Genomic DNA, 19,553 nt, shown 5'->3' on the forward strand with positions numbered 1-19,553 from the left:
CACAGAAAAAAAGCTGTCTCAGAACGGGGCAGCTTTTTTCGTTTCAGAATTCCCTGGCGACGTTGAACCGGAAACCTCCGACACCGTCCCGCGTGAAGGCATAGTGAAAACGGAGTACGGCATTATACCAGGTAACCACATCCAGCCCAACGCCGTAGCCAAAGAGAAAATGATTAGCGAAGCGGCTGTTATTCAGTTTGTTGTATTGATTCCAGGACTGCCCGCCGTCGACAAATACGTTCGGATAAATTTCGATCGGCAGCGTATTGAACTGGCGGATTTTCCGGAGCGGTTTCAGGAAGATTTTTTTGTCATACAGCTGGTACCGGAGGGTATTCCGGATGTAGGCATAGTGCTGCCCGTCGATCGTAAACAGCTCATATCCCCGGACCAGGTCGTTGAGGTACCCCAATCCCCGTGTCTGCAAATACGGCTGCCGCTGGGGATAGGAGGTTTTTGCTTCCGCCGCCATCCCGAAGTACCAACGCCCCCCGAGGGGCTTATACCGGTTGAAACCTACCGTGAGATCCGTCAGGTCGATATCATCTCCCGGAAGCAATCCATACCGGTTCAGCACTGCGCTGAAGGTAAAGCCACGGAGGGGGTACTGCGCCTTATCACGGAAATCATAGGTATAGCCATACGACGCCAGGAAGTACTTCTGCCGGGTCCGGCCGTTGAGAAAGTAGTTGGGGTTGATCCGGGCGACGGTATCCGCGATGGTGTGCGTGGCGTACCGAAGCTCCAGGTTCTGGAAGTCGTAGTACTTGTTGCGCCGGCGGAAGATGACGTTGGCGTAAAACCGCTCCCGGAGCAGGTCTTCGCCTTTTAGGTAGACGAGCTTGTCGGCATCGGTCCGGTACGCCAGGTTTTTGGTGGTGTTATAGGAAGCGCCAACTGTCACGCCAAGTTTCCGTTTCCGGTCGATATACGGAATGCGGTAAGCAAACTCCAGGTACCGCGCAAATCCGAACTCGAGATTAACGCGCAACTGCTCGGCGCGCCCCCGCACATTGTAATGCCGCAGATTGACGCCGTAGATGGTCCGGCTCAGGTCCCGGTTGCGTTCATACCACCATTCGTTGAAGTTCCGGTCGGCTAACTGAAAGATCGGAAAGCCGAGGATATACCATTGCTCCCGGAGGTCGAACTCCACGATCGCCTCTTTCGGATTGGTCTGATCCACCTTCGCATCCGCTGTCACAAACAGGTTCGTATTGAAGACTTTCCGGCGGTTTTTTTCGATCCGTTCGGACAGTGAAGACTGCCAAAGCGTATCTCCTTCCGTAAAATCCAATTCCCTGCGGATGATAAAATCTTTGGTCTTCCGGTTTCCGGTCAGCCGGATTTCTTTCACGATCACATACCCGGAATCGGGTAGCGCCGGGCTAACTGACTGAAAATGAAGTAACGCACTAAAGACAGATAGAAGCATACAGGGTTGACTTGCCCCCAAAATTACCGATTTCAGGGAGGACGGGCGGCAATAACTTCGGGAGCGGACATATTAAAATAATCCTACGTAAAAAAATTCAACTATTTCTTTACATTTTTCAATATTCGCCGTATTATTGCAAAAAGATTATTTGGTGCGAAATGAACGCGCCTCCTGATCCGACCAGACAAGCTGCCCTGTTTATTACCAAAAAACAGCCAGGCTTTCGACGATATGGTTTTCAAATGGGAAGAAAGATCAAGAACGGATTCGCCGACCCCAATGGGGTTGGCGAATTTTTTTTACCCGGTTGTAAACAAAAAAACGGAGCCCTCCCGGACTCCGTTTCTGCACAATTACGCTGTTGGTTATCGTTGGGGCGCCCGCGCCGGAACATAGCCATAGGCCAGCGCAGGATACTCGTCCAGGATGCGACGGGTGGCAAAACGCAGACCGCGTTCATCCAGCTCCCGGGTCTTTTGGAACAGGCCTGACGCATATCCCATCCATACGGAACGGTTCAGGGTTTCGTCAACAATGTGAATCAGCAACGTTCCTTTCCGGAATTTCAGGGTCGGCAGAGAGGGATCCTGTTTCCCGTTGAAATTATCGCTGTAGACCGAAAAGACGACCGACAAATCTCCCCCTTCTTCTTTTTTCTCGTATCCCCGCGCCCGCATCTGGGTATCGATCTCATCGAGCACATAGGCCTGATCATTCTCAGAAATCTTCTGGAAATCAGCACTCTGAAGCACAGAATAGGTTTTGTTATAGGCAAGTGATACGCGGCTGTCGGCCGTGGTATTCACTTTCAGTTTGTTGGTAGTGCCGGCACAAGCCGCTCCCAGCCAGGCCAGCAAGGCGATATAGAGTATATTTCTCACAGTGCGCTGCAGTAAAAAGGTGACACTGTTCGAATTAACTATTATTTATTCTAAAATTAACAATTTCTTAACATTAAGTTTTTGTACACTTTACTTAGCTGATTATCAACATCATTACCAATGCAGGAATTCGGGCAGATCGCCGGCAATAAGCGCCGGTTCGCCCTTGCGGGCTGCTGCGCGGTCTCCGGCTTCCCCATGGCGGTATACGCCGAGAATGGCAGCGTCAGCAGGAGGCGGTCCCTGCGCCAGCAGCGCGGTCAGAATGCCGGTCAGCACATCGCCTGTACCTCCGGTGGCCATTCCCGGGTTTCCGGTTGAATTGAAATGAAGTTCCCCTTCGGGCGTCGCGACGATCGTGTGCTGTCCTTTCAGTACCGTCACAACGCTATACCGCTTGCAGAAAGCCCGGAGTAAGTCCAGTTTTTCGTAGTCGTCGGCCCAGGTACGTCCAAGCAGGCGGGTAAATTCCTTCGGGTGAGGCGTCAGGATGGAATTTTTCGGCAAACGGGTAAGCCATTCGGGGTTATCGGCCAGGATATTCAGGGCATCTGCATCAAAAACGGCCGGCTTTCCTCCCAATTTTAATAAAAGCTCGTCGAGCATCCGGACCGTCTCCTGCGCTTTACCAAGACCGGGGCCGACTCCTATCGCGGTATAGGAAGACAGGTCAGGTACTCCGGTAATCATCTTTGGATGCTCATCCGCCAGACACATCGCTTCCGGCACCGCTGTCTGCAAGACTGAGTAGCCGCATTCCGGCACATGTACGGTCAATAGTCCCACGCCGCTGCGCAGGCACGCGCGGGAAGCGAGAACAGCCGCGCCTACCTTTCCATAGCTTCCGGCTATCAGGAGCGCATGTCCGAAATTGCCCTTGTTCGCAAATACAGCACGGTTTCGCAGTGACGGAAGCGACTGACTATCTGTAAAATACCGGCTGGCCGGCGTCTGTTTTTCATACCGGCGGTCGAGCCCGATGTCCAATACCTGCCAGCGCCCCACAAACCGGGCATTTCCCGGTTGCAGAAAAGCCGGTTTCGGTACCTGAAAACCGACGGTATAGGCCGGCTCAATAATCGCGTCATCCGGCTGATTGGGCCTGTCGGCAAAGAGACCGGAAGCTATGTCTATGGAGACGACGGTCGAACCCGACGCGTTAACCGCCCGGATTACTTCCGCCAGCGGCCCGGCGGCACAGCGGTTCAGTCCCGATCCCAGCAGGGCGTCGATGACGAGGGTATCGGAGGGGATTTCCATCGCTTCCTCGACCCACGTAACGCCTGCCAGGTGTCGATACCGTGCCAGGTTTGCTTCAAAATCAGCCGAAGCCTTCTCCGCATGCCGTACGATCCACACGTGGCACGGATACCCCGCCTGGTGCAGCAGGCGGGCTACGACGAGACCGTCTCCGCCGTTGTTTCCCATCCCGCACAGAATATGACCGTCGCGGCGCGCCAGGCCGGTTCGTAGTAACCAGTCGGTCAGGGCTGTAGCAGCCCTTTCCATCAAATCAAGCGAGGAAATCGGTTCATGGGAGATGGTGTAGGCGTCCCAGGCGCGGATCTGGTCAGCGGAAAAGATTTTCATACCGGCACCGTTTTGAATAGTCCATAAAAAAACCTGCCCAAGATCAGGAATCCCGGGCAGGTAATGAGCAGGTCATTCAAAAGATTATTCCTCGCGGGAAACAGAGCTGCCGCCGGAGGTACTTTCCTCGACTTTGGCTTCGCCCTTGTACCGGATGTGGCTGGCGCCGGACGCCGATACATTGAGCCGGCTTTTGGCGAAGATATTGCCGTGAGAGGCGCCGGAAGCGTCTACTTCCACATCGTCCGCCTTCAGGCTGTAGGCTTCCAGTTTTGCCGCGCCGGAAATATCGGCGTTGACGTGTTTGGCTACTCCCATCAGCGTCAGCGTGGCAGCGCCGTGTACGTCCACCTCTACGTCGTCGGCATTCAGGCCCATGAACGTGGCGCGGGAAGCACCGGATACCTCTACGCCCCGGACTTTTTCGAATCCTTTGACGATGGCGGATACCGCTCCGGTGAATTCAGCCGCTTCGAGATCCGGCATTTCGATGCGGACACTCTGACGACCGCCGCGGAAACCGCCAAACCACTTGTTTTTCCGGCCGATTTTCAGCGTATTGCCTTCCACCCGTACCTGAATGTCTTCGTGCTTGCGTTCGCTTTCCGCGTAGACAGTCACCCGGTATTCAGCGCCTCTTTTGACTTCGACCGCAAAACCACCTGCGATTTCCAGTTGCCTGAAGTCATTGAGTTTGAAGTCCTTCGCCACACCTTGTCCGATCCGGCTTTCGTACTCGTGGTCGTCGCCGTTGTTGTCGTCGCCATACTCTTCTTCCGGCAGTTCGCGGTTGATGGAAATCAATTCGCCGTCGCGGGTGAATTTCCACAAAGAACCTTCAAACAGGTCTTTTTCGAACAACGCCCACGGGAACCGGTTGGTCACGAATCCGGCAAATTCTTCCGTCATCGAGAACGTCTTTTCGTATGGAACGTAGATTTTGACGCGGTGCTCCTGGCTCCGGAAAGGCACATTGTCCGGAATCTGGAAGTTGCTGTCAAAGACAAGCATGGAATCCTTTTCCGTTACATGGTAGCCGAGCTGAGAGGCCTGTTTTTCGGCTTCGCTGCGGCTCTTTCCGCGACTTGAAAACTCCTGTACGACTTTTACATCCGCACCATCGTATCCTTCCAGAGAAATCCGGGAGTGGCTGAAGTTCTCGTCGCCCGTCGCCCGCAGGTCAAACACCGGCGTTCCGGCAGGCTTGAGGTAGGAAGTTCGCTCGACCGTACCGCGTCGTGAATAATTGGCAGCATACTGCGGAATCATCACGGCTGAACCGACGGCGCCGACCAGGAAGAGCCCCAGGAGGGTCTGCCAAACAACCGGTTTGAAGAAATTCTGCTTCGCAAGAAGTGAAATCCCGGCCAGACCGATGGCGATGGACGGAACCACCATCCCAATAAAGGCGAAAACAAACATCCAGGGAGACGCGTCGTTCAGGAGGCCTACCGGCACGTCACCGAAGCGCATGTGTTCTGACTGGGAAATACCAAGTCCGACACCGAGGAGAACCATCAGGCCGATGATGCCGCCGATTCCGACAACGACGAGCGCCACGCCGGCAAGTATCCGGATCAGGACGAGGATAAAGGCAAAAAACGGATTCAATCCTTCAAAAATGGCCGCCAACGCCCGAAAGGGAAACAAGAGCACCTTCGTCGCCGTGCTTTCCACGGGTGCGTTTTCGACGTTGAGTGTCTTTTTGATGTTGCTTTCGATGTTCGTCAGCGTGATAGGCTCCCCCTGCATTTTCATCCGGTCTGTCAGGGTTTTGGCCGTAGGCGTAATCGCCCAGAGAACGAAATACAGGATCAGTCCGAAACCGAAAAACAACACGCTCAGTACCCAGACAAAGCGGATGAGGCCGAGGTCCCAGCCGGTATAAGCGGCTACCCCTGCTGCCACGCCGCCAAGGGCTTGTTTTTCGGGGTCACGGTAGAGCTTCTTCAGCTTTTCGTCTTCCTCCAGGTTCGGATTTCCGGGGAAGGACACCCAGCAGGCGATGTAAATAATGAATACGAAGCCGCTGACAGGGCCAAAGAGTTCACCGAGATCGGTCATACCGCCGAAAATCGGGGAGCCGATGAAGAGAGTGAGTGCAGCGAGGCGAATCCAGAGGGGATCGACGTTCAGGTAATGTGCAATCCCGGCACACACACCGCCGAGTACTTTCCGACGGGTATCGCGGTACATTTTGCGCTGACCCGGAAGAGTGCCAGCAGCGGCAGCCGGTTCCGGACGGGGGGCAGACGCCTGCCCGGCGGTAGTGGTTTTGCGGCCGGCGAGGTCTTCTTCCTCTTCGATGGCTTCAAAGTCGGCAACGGTACCCATGGCGCGGATGAGTTCATCGACGTCCTCCGCGGTCACGGCCTGCTTGTCTTCTTTTTTCAGTTTATCGAAGAACTTTTCGGCCACCCGGGCTTCAATGTCCTCGATGATTTCCGCGCTTCCGTCATACGTCGCAAAATACCTTTTGATCGCTTCCAGATAGCCTTGCAGGCGATCGTAGCCGTCTTCTTCGATATAGAAAACAACGCCTGCAATTGTTATGGATATGGTCTTTTTCATCGGTTCAATGAATGAAATGTTGGCTTGATGGAGGCCGTCCCTCCGTTATACGCTCTTACCGTCTTTCGTCACGATTTGATTGACGGAAGTCTGAAGCTCATCCCAGGTCAATTGCAACTGATTCAGGAAATTGCGTCCGTCTTCGGTCAGGATGTAGTACTTGCGCGGAGGGCCCGAGGAAGACTCCACCCATTTGTAGTCCAGCAGGCCCGAGTTCTTGAGTCGGGTCAGAAGCGGGTAGAGTGTTCCTTCCACGACCATAATCTTGGCCGCAGTCAGTTCCTCCAGCATGTTGGAGGCGTATACCTCCCCCCGCGAGATGATGTGCAGTATGCAGAATTCAAGAATTCCTTTGCGCATCTGCACCTGAGCATTTTCGAGGTTCATTTCGCGTGATGTTTAGTTCAGCACCGGCCGGGAACGCGTCCGCCCCAACCAAACACCGGCACTGAATCCAGATCCGGTTTACGATACAAAAGTAATGACAGGTACTTTGCTATGCAAGGTAGTTGGCTACCTATTTTTCCGGGATTGCAGAAAAAAGGGAAGAACGGTTCATTCGGCGTGTCCAATGGCGGGTTGTCGAACGGTCCGGCGGTTTGTCCTGAAAAAAGATAGTTTTGCAGCATGACGGATCGGATACGTTCGATTGATGCGCTTCGGGGCCTGACGGCTTTTTCCATTTGTCTCTTCCATCTCGGAAGAGACGGCTTGTTTCATTCTGAATCGCCGGTTCTCGTTGTTCTGAATAATAATCCGTTTCACGTTCAGGTATTCTGGGTAATCAGCGGTTATGTTATCGGCCGCAGTCTGGCGCGGCGGCAGGCGCTTATTCCGTTTGTCCGGCGACGGATCCGTCGGCTTGAACCGGCCTTCCTGGCGTCTGTCGCGCTGGTTGTGGTGCTGAATGCCCTTTCTTCCCTGGCACCCGGATACCGGGGACAGCCTTTTTCACCGCAGTGGTTTCTTCTGCTTCTGAATGCCCTTCACGTGAATGCGCTGTTCGACCTGCCGTTCATCAATGCCGTTTACTGGACGCTCTTTGTGGAATGGCAGTTTTACCTGTTCATGGCGTTGCTGGCACCGCTGTTTTTTCGGTTGCCGTCTTCGGCCCGGGTACTTGCTCTCGTGTTGCTGGCGATACCGGCACTGCGCATTCCGGATCACCTGAATTTCCTGCATTACATGGGGTATTTCGGGCTGGGTACCGTACTCTGGATGCGGCGGGAGCAGCGGTTGTCACCTGGCTGGTTTGCCGCCGGTACAGCCGCGCTTGCGGCACTCAGCTTTGCAGCTAATCGGGAAACCTGGCTGCACTGGCTTGGAGCTATGCTGGCTTTTGGAATTATTCTGGCTGACTTTCGCCTGCCTGACTGGGGCGGGAGGACGTCCTATGCCTTGTTTCTGACACATATCCCGATTGGTACCCGTCTGACGCACCTGGCGGCGCGCTGGGTCGTTTCCGAACCGGGTCGCCTGGTAATAGTTATACTCGCGGCAATTCTCTGCCGGATATTTGCCGGGGTATTTCACCGGTTCACCGAACCGCAACCCCTACCCGCTTCATGACCGTCCGCTGGCTCCTTTTGATCGCGCTCGTGTACGGGCTGCTGCTTTTTGCGGCCATACCGCAGGCTGCCGACCTGGGGCGGACGCCGGATTCCTATGGTTATCTTGCTTCTGCCGAGGCGCTTCGCGCGGGTAAGGGTTATGTGTGGGAGGGTTCCTGGAACTCCATGTGGCCCATCGGGTACTCGGCAGCGATTGCGCTGATCCAATTGCTCACCGGCCTTCCCGGGCTATGGGCTTCCAAAGTCGTCAATCTCCTGGCTATCTGGGGGTTGCTCTTTTTTCTTTACCGGGAATACCGGGAGCGGGCGCTGGTTCCGGCGCTGGCGGCAGGATACCTGCTGAAACTGGCGACGTATACCTGGTCCGAAACCCTGTTTGTTACGGTTCTCGTCGTGGCGGCTCACCGATTGGCCCGCTTTCTGGAAGGAAAGACCCATGTCATTCGCTACCTGATTCCCGCTGCGTGCCTGTTTCTGGTCCGGTATGTCGGCGGTTTTCTGGGAATACTTACCGGTATAGTACCCTTTTTCTTCCGGCAGGTTTCCGGCCGTCGTACGTCCGGACCGGCTGCGATACTACTGGCCGGGTATGCCGCTTATTTCGGGTTGAACAAAATCCTGGGAGATCACGTATGGGGCGGTCCGCGTTTCGTGGAGACGGAGCCGCTGCCGGTTGTGATCGGCGACGGTGTGTCAGGCTGGCTCAACGAAGCGGTGCTGGTCCGTGACGCTCCGCCTTCCGATATACTGTGGTGGGCAGGGCTTGTGCTGCAGGCGGGTCTGGCGGTGGGCGTCATCCGGGTATACCGGCTGTCATTCAGAAAATGGGAAACCGGTATCAGCCGCCGGCGAATCCTGCTGTATGTTGCCGCAGGATATAGTGTAATCGTTACTTTTTTACGATTTTTGAGTCCGTTTGATGTGCTCGGCTACCGGCTGCTGGCTCCGGCTACACTGCTTGTCTGTATAGCACTACTGGATTGGCTGTCCTTGCCCAGCCGCGCACGCGAATGGTCGAAAATACGAATACCTGTGTCGCTATTTTTCATGGCAGTTACCATTGGGAATCTGCTCCCCAGAGAAATACTTAAATTGCGTACTTTATTACATACTATTATCCCCGGTCTATAGCCCACAAATATGTCAGCAACCCGCATAGTACTGATGGCAGCTTTCCTGGTCTCCCTTTTCGGGCGTCCCGGACAGGCCCAGCAGGCTCGTTTTGGAAACGAATGGATCAACTACGACCAGACCTATTTTAAGATCCCGGTAGTGGACAAAGGAATCTATCGGATTCCATACGATCAGCTTCAGAAAGCCGGATTCCCGGTTCAGACCAATCCCACCAAAATCCAGCTGTTCAAACAAGGTACCGAACAGGCGATTTACATCAGCGGAGAACAGGATGGGAAACTGGATACCGGTGATTTTATCGAGTTTTACGGCGTCCGGAACGACGGCGGGCGCGACTCTTCCCTCTATCGTGATCCGAAACTTCAGACGAACAAATACGTCAGCCTTTTCAGCGACACCACCTATTACTTCCTGACCTTCCGGGTCGATAACGGATCCGGAAAGCGCATGGCGACGGCTCCGGCCCCCTCGACTGCGGGTTTGCAGGCTGAAACCTATCATTTCGAGGAAAACCTGCTCCTTCCAACTTCCTGGTATGCAGTTGGCCCCACCTACCCCATCGGCGTACGCTACCTCTCCGGTATGACACTGAGCAACTACGAGGTCGGAAAAGGGTACATGGATGCCAGTATGAAGAAAGGTAACGGGAAAGATTACGTCTTTTCCGTGAAAAACGCTGAGCAGACCGGAGGTAAGCCGAAACTGGAACTTACCGTATACGGAGAAACACCGGACGCACATATCGTTGAAATTCGCGGCGGACCGGCCGCTGCGCAAACCAGGCTATTGACCACCCTGAATTTCAGTAACTACGGCCTGCCCCTGATCCGGCAGGACCTGGAATGGAGTGATTTTTCTGCGAGCCAGCTCGTGGCCAACGTCAAATCGGCTGCGACGGTTACCACTAACGAATCCATCGTTCCCGTCTGGCTGAAACTTACCTACCCGCAAAAAACAACACTGGACGGCGTAGCCGCCGGAAAAACATTCCGACTCCGGGCCAATGCAGGTGGAACATCCCTGCTGCAACTCGCTGCTGCCACGGCAGCCGATCAGATTTATGATGTCACCCAACCCGGAAATATTCAGCGCGTCAGCGGCACGCTTGCCGGGGGCGTACTGACTGCCGGAATTGCCAATACGCAAAGCAGCCGCGAGCTTTGGGTTAACCGTGCTGCAAAAACCGTTTCAGCTATTACGCCCGTCGGATTCCGTAAAATCGACCCGACGAAACACAATTACCTGATCATTACCGACAAACGGTTGCAGAAACCGGCCGGAGGCTTTACGGATATCGTCAAAGGGTACGCGGCCTACCGCGCTTCGCAAGCCGGCGGTAAACATGATACGCTGGTTGTAGATATTAACTTGCTATCCAACCAATTTAACTACGGAGAACGTAGCGGCGTTGCCATTCGGCATTTCGCTGACTACATGGTTCAAAACGGAAATCCGAAAAACATGCTGCTTGTAGGACGAACTATCCACCCGCAGTACTACCGTTCTATTTCGAATTTCTATTCAATGAATTACGTCCCGAACGGCGGTTGGCCCGGTTCAGACAACGTGTTGGTCGACGGACTGAAAGGCGAAGCTGACGTTCCGGCTATTCCGGTCGGACGGCTCAGTGTTTCAACGCCGGACGAAATACTGGCCTACCTGAACAAGGTCAAGGAATACGAATCCGAGGAACCGGCTCTCTGGCGCAAGAATTTTCTCAACCTGAGCGGCGGAAAAACAGCCGGAGAGCTCTCCCTCTTTAAAACTTACGTCGAAGCCTATAAGAATACGGCCACAAAAGGCCTGGGAGCGAATGTATCCATCCTTTCCAAAAAAACGGACGATCCGGTCGAGTTCATCAACATTACCAGCAAGGTAAACGACGGCATCGGTATGCTGACGTTCTTCGGACACTCCGGTCCGTCGATCACGGATATCGACGTAGGTTATGTCTCGAACGACCTCCTCGGTTACAAAAACAAGGGTAAGTACCCCATTGTACTCATCAACGGATGCGACGCCGGCAATATCTTTAATAATGATCCCAAACTGACCTTCAGCAGTGACTGGATCAATACGGCTGACCGGGGAGCTATCCTGATGCTGGCGACGACGTTCAGCGGATTTCCGACGTACCTGAACGGATTTTCGACGGCGTTTTATGACGAGCTATTTAACAAACCGACTTCCTATGGCCAAACCGTTGGTACGTCGCTGATCAATACCATCCGGAACTTTATCAAGCAATATCCGGGTGAAATGGCGCTTGGGCATTCCCAGCAGTTTCTCCTCCAGGGTGACCCCGCCGTTGTTCCTTTCCCCTACACCAAGCCGGATTATGCGGTCAGCCCGAGTTCTATTTTCCTGAGAAGCTTTAACGGACAGGAAGTAGTCGCGTCGGTTGATTCGTTCCGCGTTGGCGTGGTGGTCAGTAACCTCGGCCGGACGCTGACAGGCAAGGTGAAAGTGGGTGTCAAGCGGACGCTGTCCAACGGCATTATTCTCGATCTCGGCACACGTTCTTTCCAGAATGTCGCTTTTCAGGATACGCTTTACTTCTCGGTTTCCAACTCCGGTACCGGCGGCGGGAACAACCGTTTTGAGGTGGTCGTCGACCCGGACAACGAAATCGACGAACTGAGCAAAGCCAACAACAAGGCAACGCTGGATTATGTCATTCCGGGATCGCTGGCGCGGCCGGTGCTTCCGCAGGACTTCGCCATTGTCGGAACGCAGGAAAACAATACGCCGACGGTCCGGCTATTAGCAGAATATACGCCGCTGTCGACCGTCACCGGCACCCCCAATATCCTGTATGAACTCGATACGGCGGCGACGTTTAGCAGTGCTTTTAAGAAAACTACGACACTGCCGTCGTCAAATTCAGAAGGCTGGAAAGTTAGTCTTCTAACCACTGACAGTACCGTTTACTACTGGCGTGTGCGGGATGCAGACAAGGCTGTCAGTTCCGACAACCAATGGACCTCGCATTCCTTTACGTATATCAAAGGTGTGGAAGACGGCTGGTCACAAAGTACCGGCGCGCAGTTTGCCAGCGCTATTAAAAACCAGGTGACGCTGACCGGCTCCCGGTGGGATTTCCAGACGAATAAACTGATCATCAACCTCAAGGTAGTCGGCGCCGGCGCCCAGGCGGCAGCCTTCAAACAGACGCAACTCAGTCTGAATAACCTGCTCATGGTAACCAACGGAAACTGCAATGAGAATACATTGATTGCGGTATCCTTTGCCAAAACGGATCTGACGCCGTATTCCATCGTTCCTTCCCAGCTATGCGGGAACTCCCCTTTTGCATCGAATTACTTTACGGATAAAAATATTGCGGACGGTCTGCTCGACAAGTACCTCGATGGCATTGCCACCGGCGATTTTGTCCTGCTCTTCCCCTCCGGCAAAGTGGATTTCACGACCTGGCCGGCCACCCTCAAGCAGAAAATCGCTGCACTCGGCGCCGACGCTTCCAAGCTGGATCAACTCAAGGCAGGGCATCCGTTTATCCTCCTGACCCGCAAGGGAGAAACCACGCCGCTGGTATGGCGGGCGCCGGTTTCACAAGCCGCCGGGGACACGACGACGCTTTCATTGAGCAATTACTCCCTTGGCGATTCGTACACGTCGGGAGCCATCACCACGACGCTCATCGGGCCTACTACCCGCTGGGGCCAGCTTCGTCAGCAGGTTAACCGCGGCCCGCAGCAAACCAGCTCGCTCGAAGTATATGGAACGGATTTTCAGGGAAATGAAACGCTGTTGATTTCGAACCTGACATCGGCTGTAACCGACATGAGTTCGATCAATGCAACAAAATACCCCTATCTCCGGCTGAAAGAAAAGCTCGCAACGACGGCTTACGGAACGACGCCGCAACTGAAACGCTGGCTCGTCACCTATAAGTCGGTTCCGGAAGGAGTAACCCGTCTGGAGGGGCAGACGTCCTACCGTTCGTCGGTTGTATCCGAATGGCAGGAAGGACAGAAATTTGAGCAGTCGCTCAATTTCGTGCTGCTGAGCAGTGCCAATTTCCCGGATTCGCTGGTTATCCGGGAAGTATTCACGAATAGCAAAGCCGGTATTCAGACTGTCAAAACAACCAAGGCAGCCCCTGCCGCGTCGATACCCTACAAGCTGAGCTATTCAAATATCAAACCGGGTGAAAACCGGATTACGGTGACTGTTAATCCGCAGGCTCAGCCGGAGCTAAGCTATGCCAATAACACGGTGTCGTTTGTGTTGAATGTCGCGCCGGATAATGTTCCGCCGGTGCTGGAAGTAACGTTCGACGGGCGCGTGCTGCGAAACGGAGAGTTCACTTCTTCCAGTCCGAAAATTGCCATCCGGCTGAAAGACGAAAACCTCAATGACATCCGGAAAGATACCTCTGGTGTCGATATCTACCTGGCCCGACCCAATCAGGATCTGGTACGGGTGAATTTCCGGAATAATCCGGATCTGACGTGGCAAGTACTGCCGGAAAACGATTTCCGTGCGGTTTATACCCCGAAAAACCTCCCTGAAGGCCTATATCAGTTGCAGGTACAGGGTAAGGACCTCGCAGGTAATATTGCCGGTGGTTTCCCGTACTCGGTCGACTTCAAAGTATCTGCTCAAACCGGCCTGCTTCAGTTTATGGTTAATCCGAACCCGATGGAAATTTCGACGAAGTTCAGCCTCATCGTCACGGGTGACCGGGCGCCGGCAGGCATGAACATTGAGATCTATTCTCTCCAGGGACAATTGCTGCGAATTCTCAGCTCGGAAAACCAGCCATTAGTCGTTGGGCGGAACGAATACTATTGGGACGGGACCGATCAGCGGGGCGGCAGGCTCCCTGCCGGAACCTACCTGTACAAGGTCAAGTTCACGGACGATTTCCCAATCACTGCGCCGATTTTCAATCCGGCGGGGCGGGTAATCATCCTTCGTTAAAAGCAGAAGAGGCTGGGAATTCCCAGCCTCTTCTGCTTTTTGACGGTTCTGTTTAGCTCTTCGGGATGTCCTGCGGAACATCCCGAAGAGCATCCAGGATACGACAACCTCGCCTTGCTCACAACGCTTCCAGCGGAAATACCAACGTCGGTACCGAACAATGCAGCAGCAACTTGCGGGTTTTGCTGGGATTGACAATCTGGGTAAACAGGTTCCGGTGATGCGTAGACATGACGAGTATGTCGGCGTCTACGTCTTTCGTCAGTTCTTCGATTCCATCTACAACGGAAGAAGCATCCCGCTCCAGGATGGTCGTATTCCGGTCCGGGAAGGTTTTGCGGATATCTTCGATGAAATCGTCGTCGTTCTGGATATTGGGTTCATGCGCTGCCCGGACGTGTACCAAGTGTACGTCGGCGCCCGCTTCGTCTGCCCAGTCGTATACCTGTGCAAGAATCTCGGTTTCGTCAAATTCGAGCTGCGTGGCATAGGCCATGCGATCGATCTTGTAATGCGTTACTTCAGCCGGCACCATGAGTAAAGGCGTCGTCAGGTTATCCAGCAATTGAGTGGCGACGTTTCCGAAGAGTTCAAACAGCCAGCCGCCGGATTCGCTGCGGCCGAGTACTGTCAGATCAATGCCTTCCTGCTTGACGATATCCGTCGCGACGGTCGACAGCGGTCCCAGCTCCAGGTGCGACACAACGGTCAGTCCGCGGGCTTTCAGTTCTTCAGTGAGGTTATCGAGCGTTTCCTGGGCAGAGTGGCGGTAGGCTTCTTCCCATTCGACAGTGACGGGCGGACCGGCGACGGTTTCCGTCAGCGGATACACCGGCATATACGTATGCAGGACGTGCAGCACCGCTCCGGCTTTCAGCGACAGGAACACGGCGTATTCCAGCGCAGGGCGGGCGTTGGTCGAGAAGTCAGTGGCAATCAATATTTTTTTCATCGTGATCGGAGGGTTTTTCGAATCGAAAGGAAGGATTTTCCGTTTATTTAGACAAAGGTACCGTGTTACGAAATTGTCATGATGTAATGAAAAACATGGGCCCCGGTGATTATTCCCGTTCCAAAATCACCGGATCGTTCTTAATTTCGCCAATCCTAACGAGCCGCACCGCGTATGACGGAAGAGTCAAAAGAAGTTAAGTCCCTGAATTTCCTTGAAGAAATCATAGAAACCGATCTCCGGGAGGGGAAAAACGGAGGCCGCGTCCTGACGCGCTTCCCCCCCGAACCGAACGGATATCTGCACCTCGGGCACGCCAAAAGCATCTGTCTGAATTTCGGCCTGGCCAAACAATACAACGGCCAGACCAATCTCCGCTTTGACGACACCAACCCGGTGACGGAAGAGACCGAGTATGTCGATTCCATCAAAGCGGATATCAACTGGCTCGGCTTCCAGTGGGCCTCGGAGCGCTATGCGTCCGATTACTTCCCGCAGTTGTTCCAGTTTGCAAAAAAACTGATCCAGGCAGGTCTGGCATATGTCGATGATTCATCGGCGGAAGAAATCGCCGCCCAGAAAGGCACGCCCACAGAGCCCGGAACGGAAAGTCCCTACCGCAACCGTTCGGTCGAAGAAAACCTCGACCTCTTCGAACGGATGAAGGCCGGCGAATTTCCGGACGGCAGCCGCGTGCTTCGGGCGAAAGTCGACATGGCTTCTCCCAACATGCACATGCGGGATCCCCTGCTCTATCGGATCAAACATGCCCATCACCACCGGACAGGCGACGAGTGGTGCATCTACCCGATGTACGACTTCGCGCACGGGCAATCGGATTCCATCGAAGAGATTACCCATTCAATCTGTACGCTGGAGTTCATTCCGCACCGGCCGCTGTACGACTGGCTGATCGAGAAACTGGAGATTTTCCCGTCTCATCAATACGAGTTTGCCCGTCTGAACCTGACCTATACCGTCATGAGCAAGCGTAAGCTGCTCAAACTGGTGAACGAAGGGCACGTATCCGGCTGGGATGACCCGCGTATGCCGACACTGTCAGGTGTTCGCCGCCGGGGTTATACGCCGGAAGCCATCCGCGACTTCTGCGAACGCATCGGCGTAGCCAAACGCGATAACCTCATCGATATCGGCTACCTTGAGTTTTTCGTCCGCGAACATTTGAACAAAATCGCGGCGCGGGTGATGGTAGTCCTCGATCCCGATCCGATCAAGGTCGTGATCACGAACTACCCCGAAGGACAAACGGAGTCACTTTCCATCGAAAACAACCCGGAGAACCCCGAAGACGGCTCTCGCCTGGTTCCCTTCTCTCGGGAAATCCTCGTCGAGCGCGACGATTTCATGGAAAACCCGCCCAAGAAATTCTTCCGCCTCGCTCCCGGCAACCTGGTACGCCTGAAAGGGGCATACATCATCCGGTGCGACGAGGTAGTGAAGGACGCCGATGGCAAAGTAACCGAACTGCGTTGCAGCTATGTACCGGAAAGCAAGTCGGGAGAAGATACGTCCGGGCTGAAAGTACAGGGAACGATTCACTGGGTCAATGCGGCCGACGCCGTACCCGTGGAAGTGCGTCTGTATGATCGTCTGTTCAAGGTTGAAGACCTTTCGGAAGCCGAAGGCGACTTCCAGGATTACCTCAATCCGGACTCGCTCTCGGTAGTGCAGGCGTTTGCAGAACCTGCGGTGGCCTCTATCAAAGGCCCCTACCAGTTCCTGCGCAAGGGGTACTTCAGCCTGGATACGGACTCGACAGACCAAAAACTGGTATTCAACCGGACAGTAGGCCTGAAAGATTCCTGGGCGAAAGATCAGAAGAAGAAGTAGGAGGCGGCCAGGTATTGGCTGTAGGCTATAAGCTTTAAGCTATAGGCAGGTCTACCTGCCATTGCGGTGAGAGCAATTCAGGCACATAGCTTATAGCCTATCGAACAGAGCCTAAAGCCTTTGAAATTTCCTGCCATCTTGCGAGCGCAACTCAGGGCGCACACATCGCTTAAAGCCTATAGCATACAGCTTAAAGCCGTTTTTACAACAAAAAAGCTCAACCAGATGGTTGAGCTTTTTTGTTGTAAAAACGGCAGCCTACGGAATCACAATTTTCGCCACTACCGGCTGATGATCAGACGGATACCGCTGCTCCTTTGAATCGGTCAGAACTGCGTATTTCAGTACCTTGATCTGCCGGGCTGTGAAAATGTAGTCGATCCGGTCAGCCATCGGAGCGGTGAACTTGAAGGCGTTGAAGGTACCTTCGGGGCCATAGGCAGGCATTTCGGTAACGGCCTTCGCATCGTTCAGGATGGTCTGCATTTCCTTGATCTGCTCCGTATCCGGCGTTGAATTGAAATCACCCGTGCAGATCGCCGGCGTATTTCCCGCAATCTCCTTTATCTTCTTCACCATCAGTTTACCCGATTCCCGGCGGGCAACGACTCCCTGGTGATCGAAGTGAACGTTGAAGAAATAAAATTCTTTCTTCGTAACCAGATCCCTGAGTTTCAGCCAGGAAGCGATGCGGTTGCAGCAGGTGGCATCCCAGCCTTTGCCGGGTTTTTCCGGCGTTTCGCTGAGCCAGAAGTTACCGGAAGCCAGTACTTTGAAACGGTCTTTTTTATAGAAAATGGCAGAGTGTTCGCCACCTTCCTTGCCGTCGTCCCGACCGGCGCCGAAAAACGCATATTCTTTCAGTTCAGCAACATCCCGAAGCTGGCCGATCAGGGCTTCCTGTGTACCGAAGATGTCAAAATCATGGTAGCGAACGAGGCCCTTTACCATTTCCTTCCGGTTGGGCCAGGCATTTACGCCGTCGCCGGCATTGTTGTAGCGCAGGTTATAGGTAGCAATGGTCAGAGGCGTACCTTTTTGGGCAATGGCGCCCTGGATCAGGAAAAGCGATCCGACAAGGGCAAGAAGAATTTTCCGCATCGGGTATAGAGATTAGAAGAATCAAAACCGGCACCGGCCCAGTCGGAGAGATTGATATCGACAGTCCGCAAACCGGGGTCAAGTTGAAATTTCCGCAAAAATAGGCTCTGTGCCCGGATTTGTGTTAACAGAATATGAAGAGACGCGGGGCAATAGCCTTCCGCTTTGAATAGCCGGCACTAACCGGCTCAGCCTCACTACTTACCCATTTCCGGAACCTCCGTTCAGCAGACGTAATTTTCCGGCCAGCCAGCCGAGGGTAGTTCCCTGCACCATCACGGAAATGAGTACAACGGCAAAAACCGTATTGAAAAGCACATCCGCGACCGAGACGCGCGCAATCAGCGGAATCAGACTGAAGACAATAGGCGTAGCGCCCCGTAATCCTACCCAACTGACGAATACTTTCTTCCGGAAGCTTGTCCGGAAAGGCGAAAGCGAAAGAAAAACACCAACCGGCCGCGCAACAAGGATCAGAAACAGGCTGATCAGCAACGCCTGCGGTACATACGGCCAGATGCTATGCGGAAATACCTGTAGCCCGAGCACGATAAACAGGCCTATTTCCATCAGCCAGGAGATACTTTTGAAGAACAGGTAGGTCTCGCTCCAACCGTGCAGGCTATCTTTCCGGGTACCGGTAACGACACCGGCAACGTACATCGCCAGCAGTACATTTCCGTGAAAATACGTCACCAGTCCGATCCCGAACGAGACAATCGAAAGCAGCAGGACCGGATACATGCCCTTACTCGTCAGACTCGCCCGTGACAATACCCAGACGATACCGGCGCCGAGCAGCAGTCCGGCAGCCAGACCGATCGCCATTTCCTTCAAAAACAACACTCCCCAATCAGCCAGGCCCGAAGACGGATCGACGAGCAACCCGGTAAACATCGTCGTCAGGAAAAACGCCATCGGATCGTTGGTACCCGATTCCAGCTCCAGGGTTTCGGAGATATGTTCCCGGAGTTTCAGCTGCCTTGATTCGAGAATCGAAAAAACAGCGGCCGCGTCGGTCGAAGAAAGTACTGATCCGATGAGCAGCCCTTCGACATAGGAAAATCCAAACACCAGGTGTACAAACACTGCTACCAAACCTGCGGTCAGAATCACTCCAGCCGTAGAAAGAGCCAATCCCCGACCCATAATCGGTTTCAGGTGTGCGTAGCTTGTTTCCAATCCCCCGATAAAAAGAATCAGCGCCAGTGCCAAATTGCTGCACGACAGGGTAAACTCAGGGTAATCGTAGACGAAATCATACGGCATCCGGCCGTTTCCGATGAATATTCCCAGCGCGAGGTAAAGGACGAGACCGGGTACACCAAACCTGCGGGAAGATTTGGTCAGGAGGACACCGGCAAACAAAAAACAGCCGATCAGCATGGTGATCAGCGGCGCGCTGAGAGTCATAGAGCAGAGGGGTTACGATAAAGATGACTGCAAACGGTTGGCTTTGGTTCCGTCGCGCAAAAAAAAGAGCAGCCGTTTCGGGCTGCTCTTCGGATCAAAAGATT

At 53.9% G+C, this 19,553-nt stretch carries 13 protein-coding genes; 4 read left to right on the forward strand and 9 right to left on the reverse strand.

The window, feature by feature from the left end; translation table 11 throughout:
• Positions 1 to 43: 43 nt before the first annotated feature.
• From BLR09_RS11345 to BLR09_RS25685, 6 genes are all read right to left on the reverse strand, one after another.
• Positions 44 to 1,435: a BamA/TamA family outer membrane protein gene (locus BLR09_RS11345; protein ID WP_093201886.1), complete on the reverse strand. Its 1,392-nt coding sequence runs from the start codon at positions 1,433 to 1,435 to the stop codon at positions 44 to 46.
• Between the two features lie 368 nt (positions 1,436 to 1,803).
• The gene (locus BLR09_RS11350; RefSeq protein WP_176785522.1) at positions 1,804 to 2,319 is read right to left on the reverse strand and encodes a DUF4136 domain-containing protein; all 516 of its coding nucleotides are present in this window, start codon (positions 2,317 to 2,319) and stop codon (positions 1,804 to 1,806) included.
• A gap of 114 nt (positions 2,320 to 2,433) precedes the next feature.
• On the reverse strand, positions 2,434 to 3,909 hold the full coding sequence (locus BLR09_RS11355; protein WP_093201891.1) for an NAD(P)H-hydrate dehydratase: 1,476 nt from the start codon (positions 3,907 to 3,909) through the stop codon (positions 2,434 to 2,436).
• A gap of 84 nt (positions 3,910 to 3,993) precedes the next feature.
• Positions 3,994 to 6,480: a GIN domain-containing protein gene (locus tag BLR09_RS11360; RefSeq protein ID WP_093201894.1), complete on the reverse strand. Its 2,487-nt coding sequence runs from the start codon at positions 6,478 to 6,480 to the stop codon at positions 3,994 to 3,996.
• 45 nt (positions 6,481 to 6,525) lie between these two features.
• Positions 6,526 to 6,867 (reverse strand): PadR family transcriptional regulator, encoded by a 342-nt coding sequence (locus BLR09_RS11365; RefSeq protein ID WP_093201896.1) that lies wholly within the window; start codon positions 6,865 to 6,867, stop codon positions 6,526 to 6,528.
• Between the two features lie 17 nt (positions 6,868 to 6,884).
• Positions 6,885 to 7,109: a hypothetical protein gene (locus BLR09_RS25685; RefSeq protein ID WP_218126646.1), complete on the reverse strand. Its 225-nt coding sequence runs from the start codon at positions 7,107 to 7,109 to the stop codon at positions 6,885 to 6,887.
• On the opposite strand from BLR09_RS25685, the gene BLR09_RS11370 reads away from it, so the two are divergent.
• Genes BLR09_RS11370 through porU2 form a run of 3 tightly spaced genes read left to right on the forward strand, consistent with a single transcriptional unit; the run spans position 7,108 to position 14,132 of the window.
• Complete coding sequence (locus BLR09_RS11370) at positions 7,108 to 8,049, forward strand: acyltransferase family protein (RefSeq protein ID WP_093201898.1); 942 nt, start codon at positions 7,108 to 7,110, stop codon at positions 8,047 to 8,049. The two genes, BLR09_RS25685 and BLR09_RS11370, sit on opposite strands and share 2 nt — an antisense overlap.
• Positions 8,046 to 9,182: a hypothetical protein gene (locus tag BLR09_RS11375; RefSeq protein ID WP_093201900.1), complete on the forward strand. Its 1,137-nt coding sequence runs from the start codon at positions 8,046 to 8,048 to the stop codon at positions 9,180 to 9,182. Before BLR09_RS11370 ends, BLR09_RS11375 begins: the two co-directional genes overlap by 4 nt.
• A 33-nt stretch (positions 9,183 to 9,215) precedes the next feature.
• A complete protein-coding gene (porU2, locus tag BLR09_RS11380; RefSeq protein WP_176785523.1) occupies positions 9,216 to 14,132 on the forward strand; it encodes a putative type IX secretion system sortase PorU2 in 4,917 nt (1,638 codons plus the stop codon).
• A 118-nt stretch (positions 14,133 to 14,250) separates the two neighbouring features.
• Here porU2 and BLR09_RS11385 read toward each other — a convergent pair whose 3' ends face one another.
• Positions 14,251 to 15,084 carry a universal stress protein gene (locus BLR09_RS11385; RefSeq protein WP_093201905.1) on the reverse strand — a complete coding sequence of 278 codons (834 nt, stop codon included), beginning with the start codon at positions 15,082 to 15,084 and terminating at the stop codon, positions 14,251 to 14,253.
• A 174-nt stretch (positions 15,085 to 15,258) separates the two neighbouring features.
• Here BLR09_RS11385 and BLR09_RS11390 point away from each other — a divergent pair, with 174 nt between their 5' ends.
• Positions 15,259 to 16,935 (forward strand): glutamine--tRNA ligase/YqeY domain fusion protein, encoded by a 1,677-nt coding sequence (locus BLR09_RS11390; RefSeq protein WP_093201907.1) that lies wholly within the window; start codon positions 15,259 to 15,261, stop codon positions 16,933 to 16,935.
• 258 nt (positions 16,936 to 17,193) lie between these two features.
• Here BLR09_RS11390 and BLR09_RS11395 read toward each other — a convergent pair whose 3' ends face one another.
• Together BLR09_RS11395 and BLR09_RS11400 are read right to left on the reverse strand one after the other, a co-directional pair.
• Complete coding sequence (locus tag BLR09_RS11395) at positions 17,194 to 18,036, reverse strand: endonuclease/exonuclease/phosphatase family protein (RefSeq protein ID WP_093201909.1); 843 nt, start codon at positions 18,034 to 18,036, stop codon at positions 17,194 to 17,196.
• A gap of 201 nt (positions 18,037 to 18,237) precedes the next feature.
• Positions 18,238 to 19,449 carry a potassium/proton antiporter gene (locus tag BLR09_RS11400; RefSeq protein ID WP_093201912.1) on the reverse strand — a complete coding sequence of 404 codons (1,212 nt, stop codon included), beginning with the start codon at positions 19,447 to 19,449 and terminating at the stop codon, positions 18,238 to 18,240.
• Between the last annotated feature and the right edge of the window lie 104 nt (positions 19,450 to 19,553).

Source organism: Siphonobacter aquaeclarae (genome assembly GCF_900103285.1).
Classification (GTDB): domain Bacteria; phylum Bacteroidota; class Bacteroidia; order Cytophagales; family Spirosomataceae; genus Siphonobacter; species Siphonobacter aquaeclarae.

Excerpts from the sequence above, each read along its gene's own strand:
- BLR09_RS11345 (WP_093201886.1), bottom strand. The coding sequence starts at position 1,435 with ATGCTTCTATCTGTCTTTAGTGCGTTACTTCATTTTCAGTCAGTTAGC.
- BLR09_RS11355 (WP_093201891.1), bottom strand. The coding sequence starts at position 3,909 with ATGAAAATCTTTTCCGCTGACCAGATCCGCGCCTGGGACGCCTACACC.
- BLR09_RS11360 (WP_093201894.1), bottom strand. The coding sequence starts at position 6,480 with ATGAAAAAGACCATATCCATAACAATTGCAGGCGTTGTTTTCTATATC.
- BLR09_RS11365 (WP_093201896.1), bottom strand. The coding sequence starts at position 6,867 with ATGAACCTCGAAAATGCTCAGGTGCAGATGCGCAAAGGAATTCTTGAA.
- BLR09_RS11370 (WP_093201898.1), top strand. The coding sequence starts at position 7,108 with ATGACGGATCGGATACGTTCGATTGATGCGCTTCGGGGCCTGACGGCT.
- BLR09_RS25685 (WP_218126646.1), bottom strand. The coding sequence starts at position 7,109 with ATGCTGCAAAACTATCTTTTTTCAGGACAAACCGCCGGACCGTTCGAC.
- BLR09_RS11375 (WP_093201900.1), top strand. The coding sequence starts at position 8,046 with ATGACCGTCCGCTGGCTCCTTTTGATCGCGCTCGTGTACGGGCTGCTG.
- porU2 (WP_176785523.1), top strand. The coding sequence starts at position 9,216 with ATGGCAGCTTTCCTGGTCTCCCTTTTCGGGCGTCCCGGACAGGCCCAG.
- BLR09_RS11385 (WP_093201905.1), bottom strand. The coding sequence starts at position 15,084 with ATGAAAAAAATATTGATTGCCACTGACTTCTCGACCAACGCCCGCCCT.
- BLR09_RS11390 (WP_093201907.1), top strand. The coding sequence starts at position 15,259 with ATGACGGAAGAGTCAAAAGAAGTTAAGTCCCTGAATTTCCTTGAAGAA.
- BLR09_RS11395 (WP_093201909.1), bottom strand. The coding sequence starts at position 18,036 with ATGCGGAAAATTCTTCTTGCCCTTGTCGGATCGCTTTTCCTGATCCAG.
- BLR09_RS11400 (WP_093201912.1), bottom strand. The coding sequence starts at position 19,449 with ATGACTCTCAGCGCGCCGCTGATCACCATGCTGATCGGCTGTTTTTTG.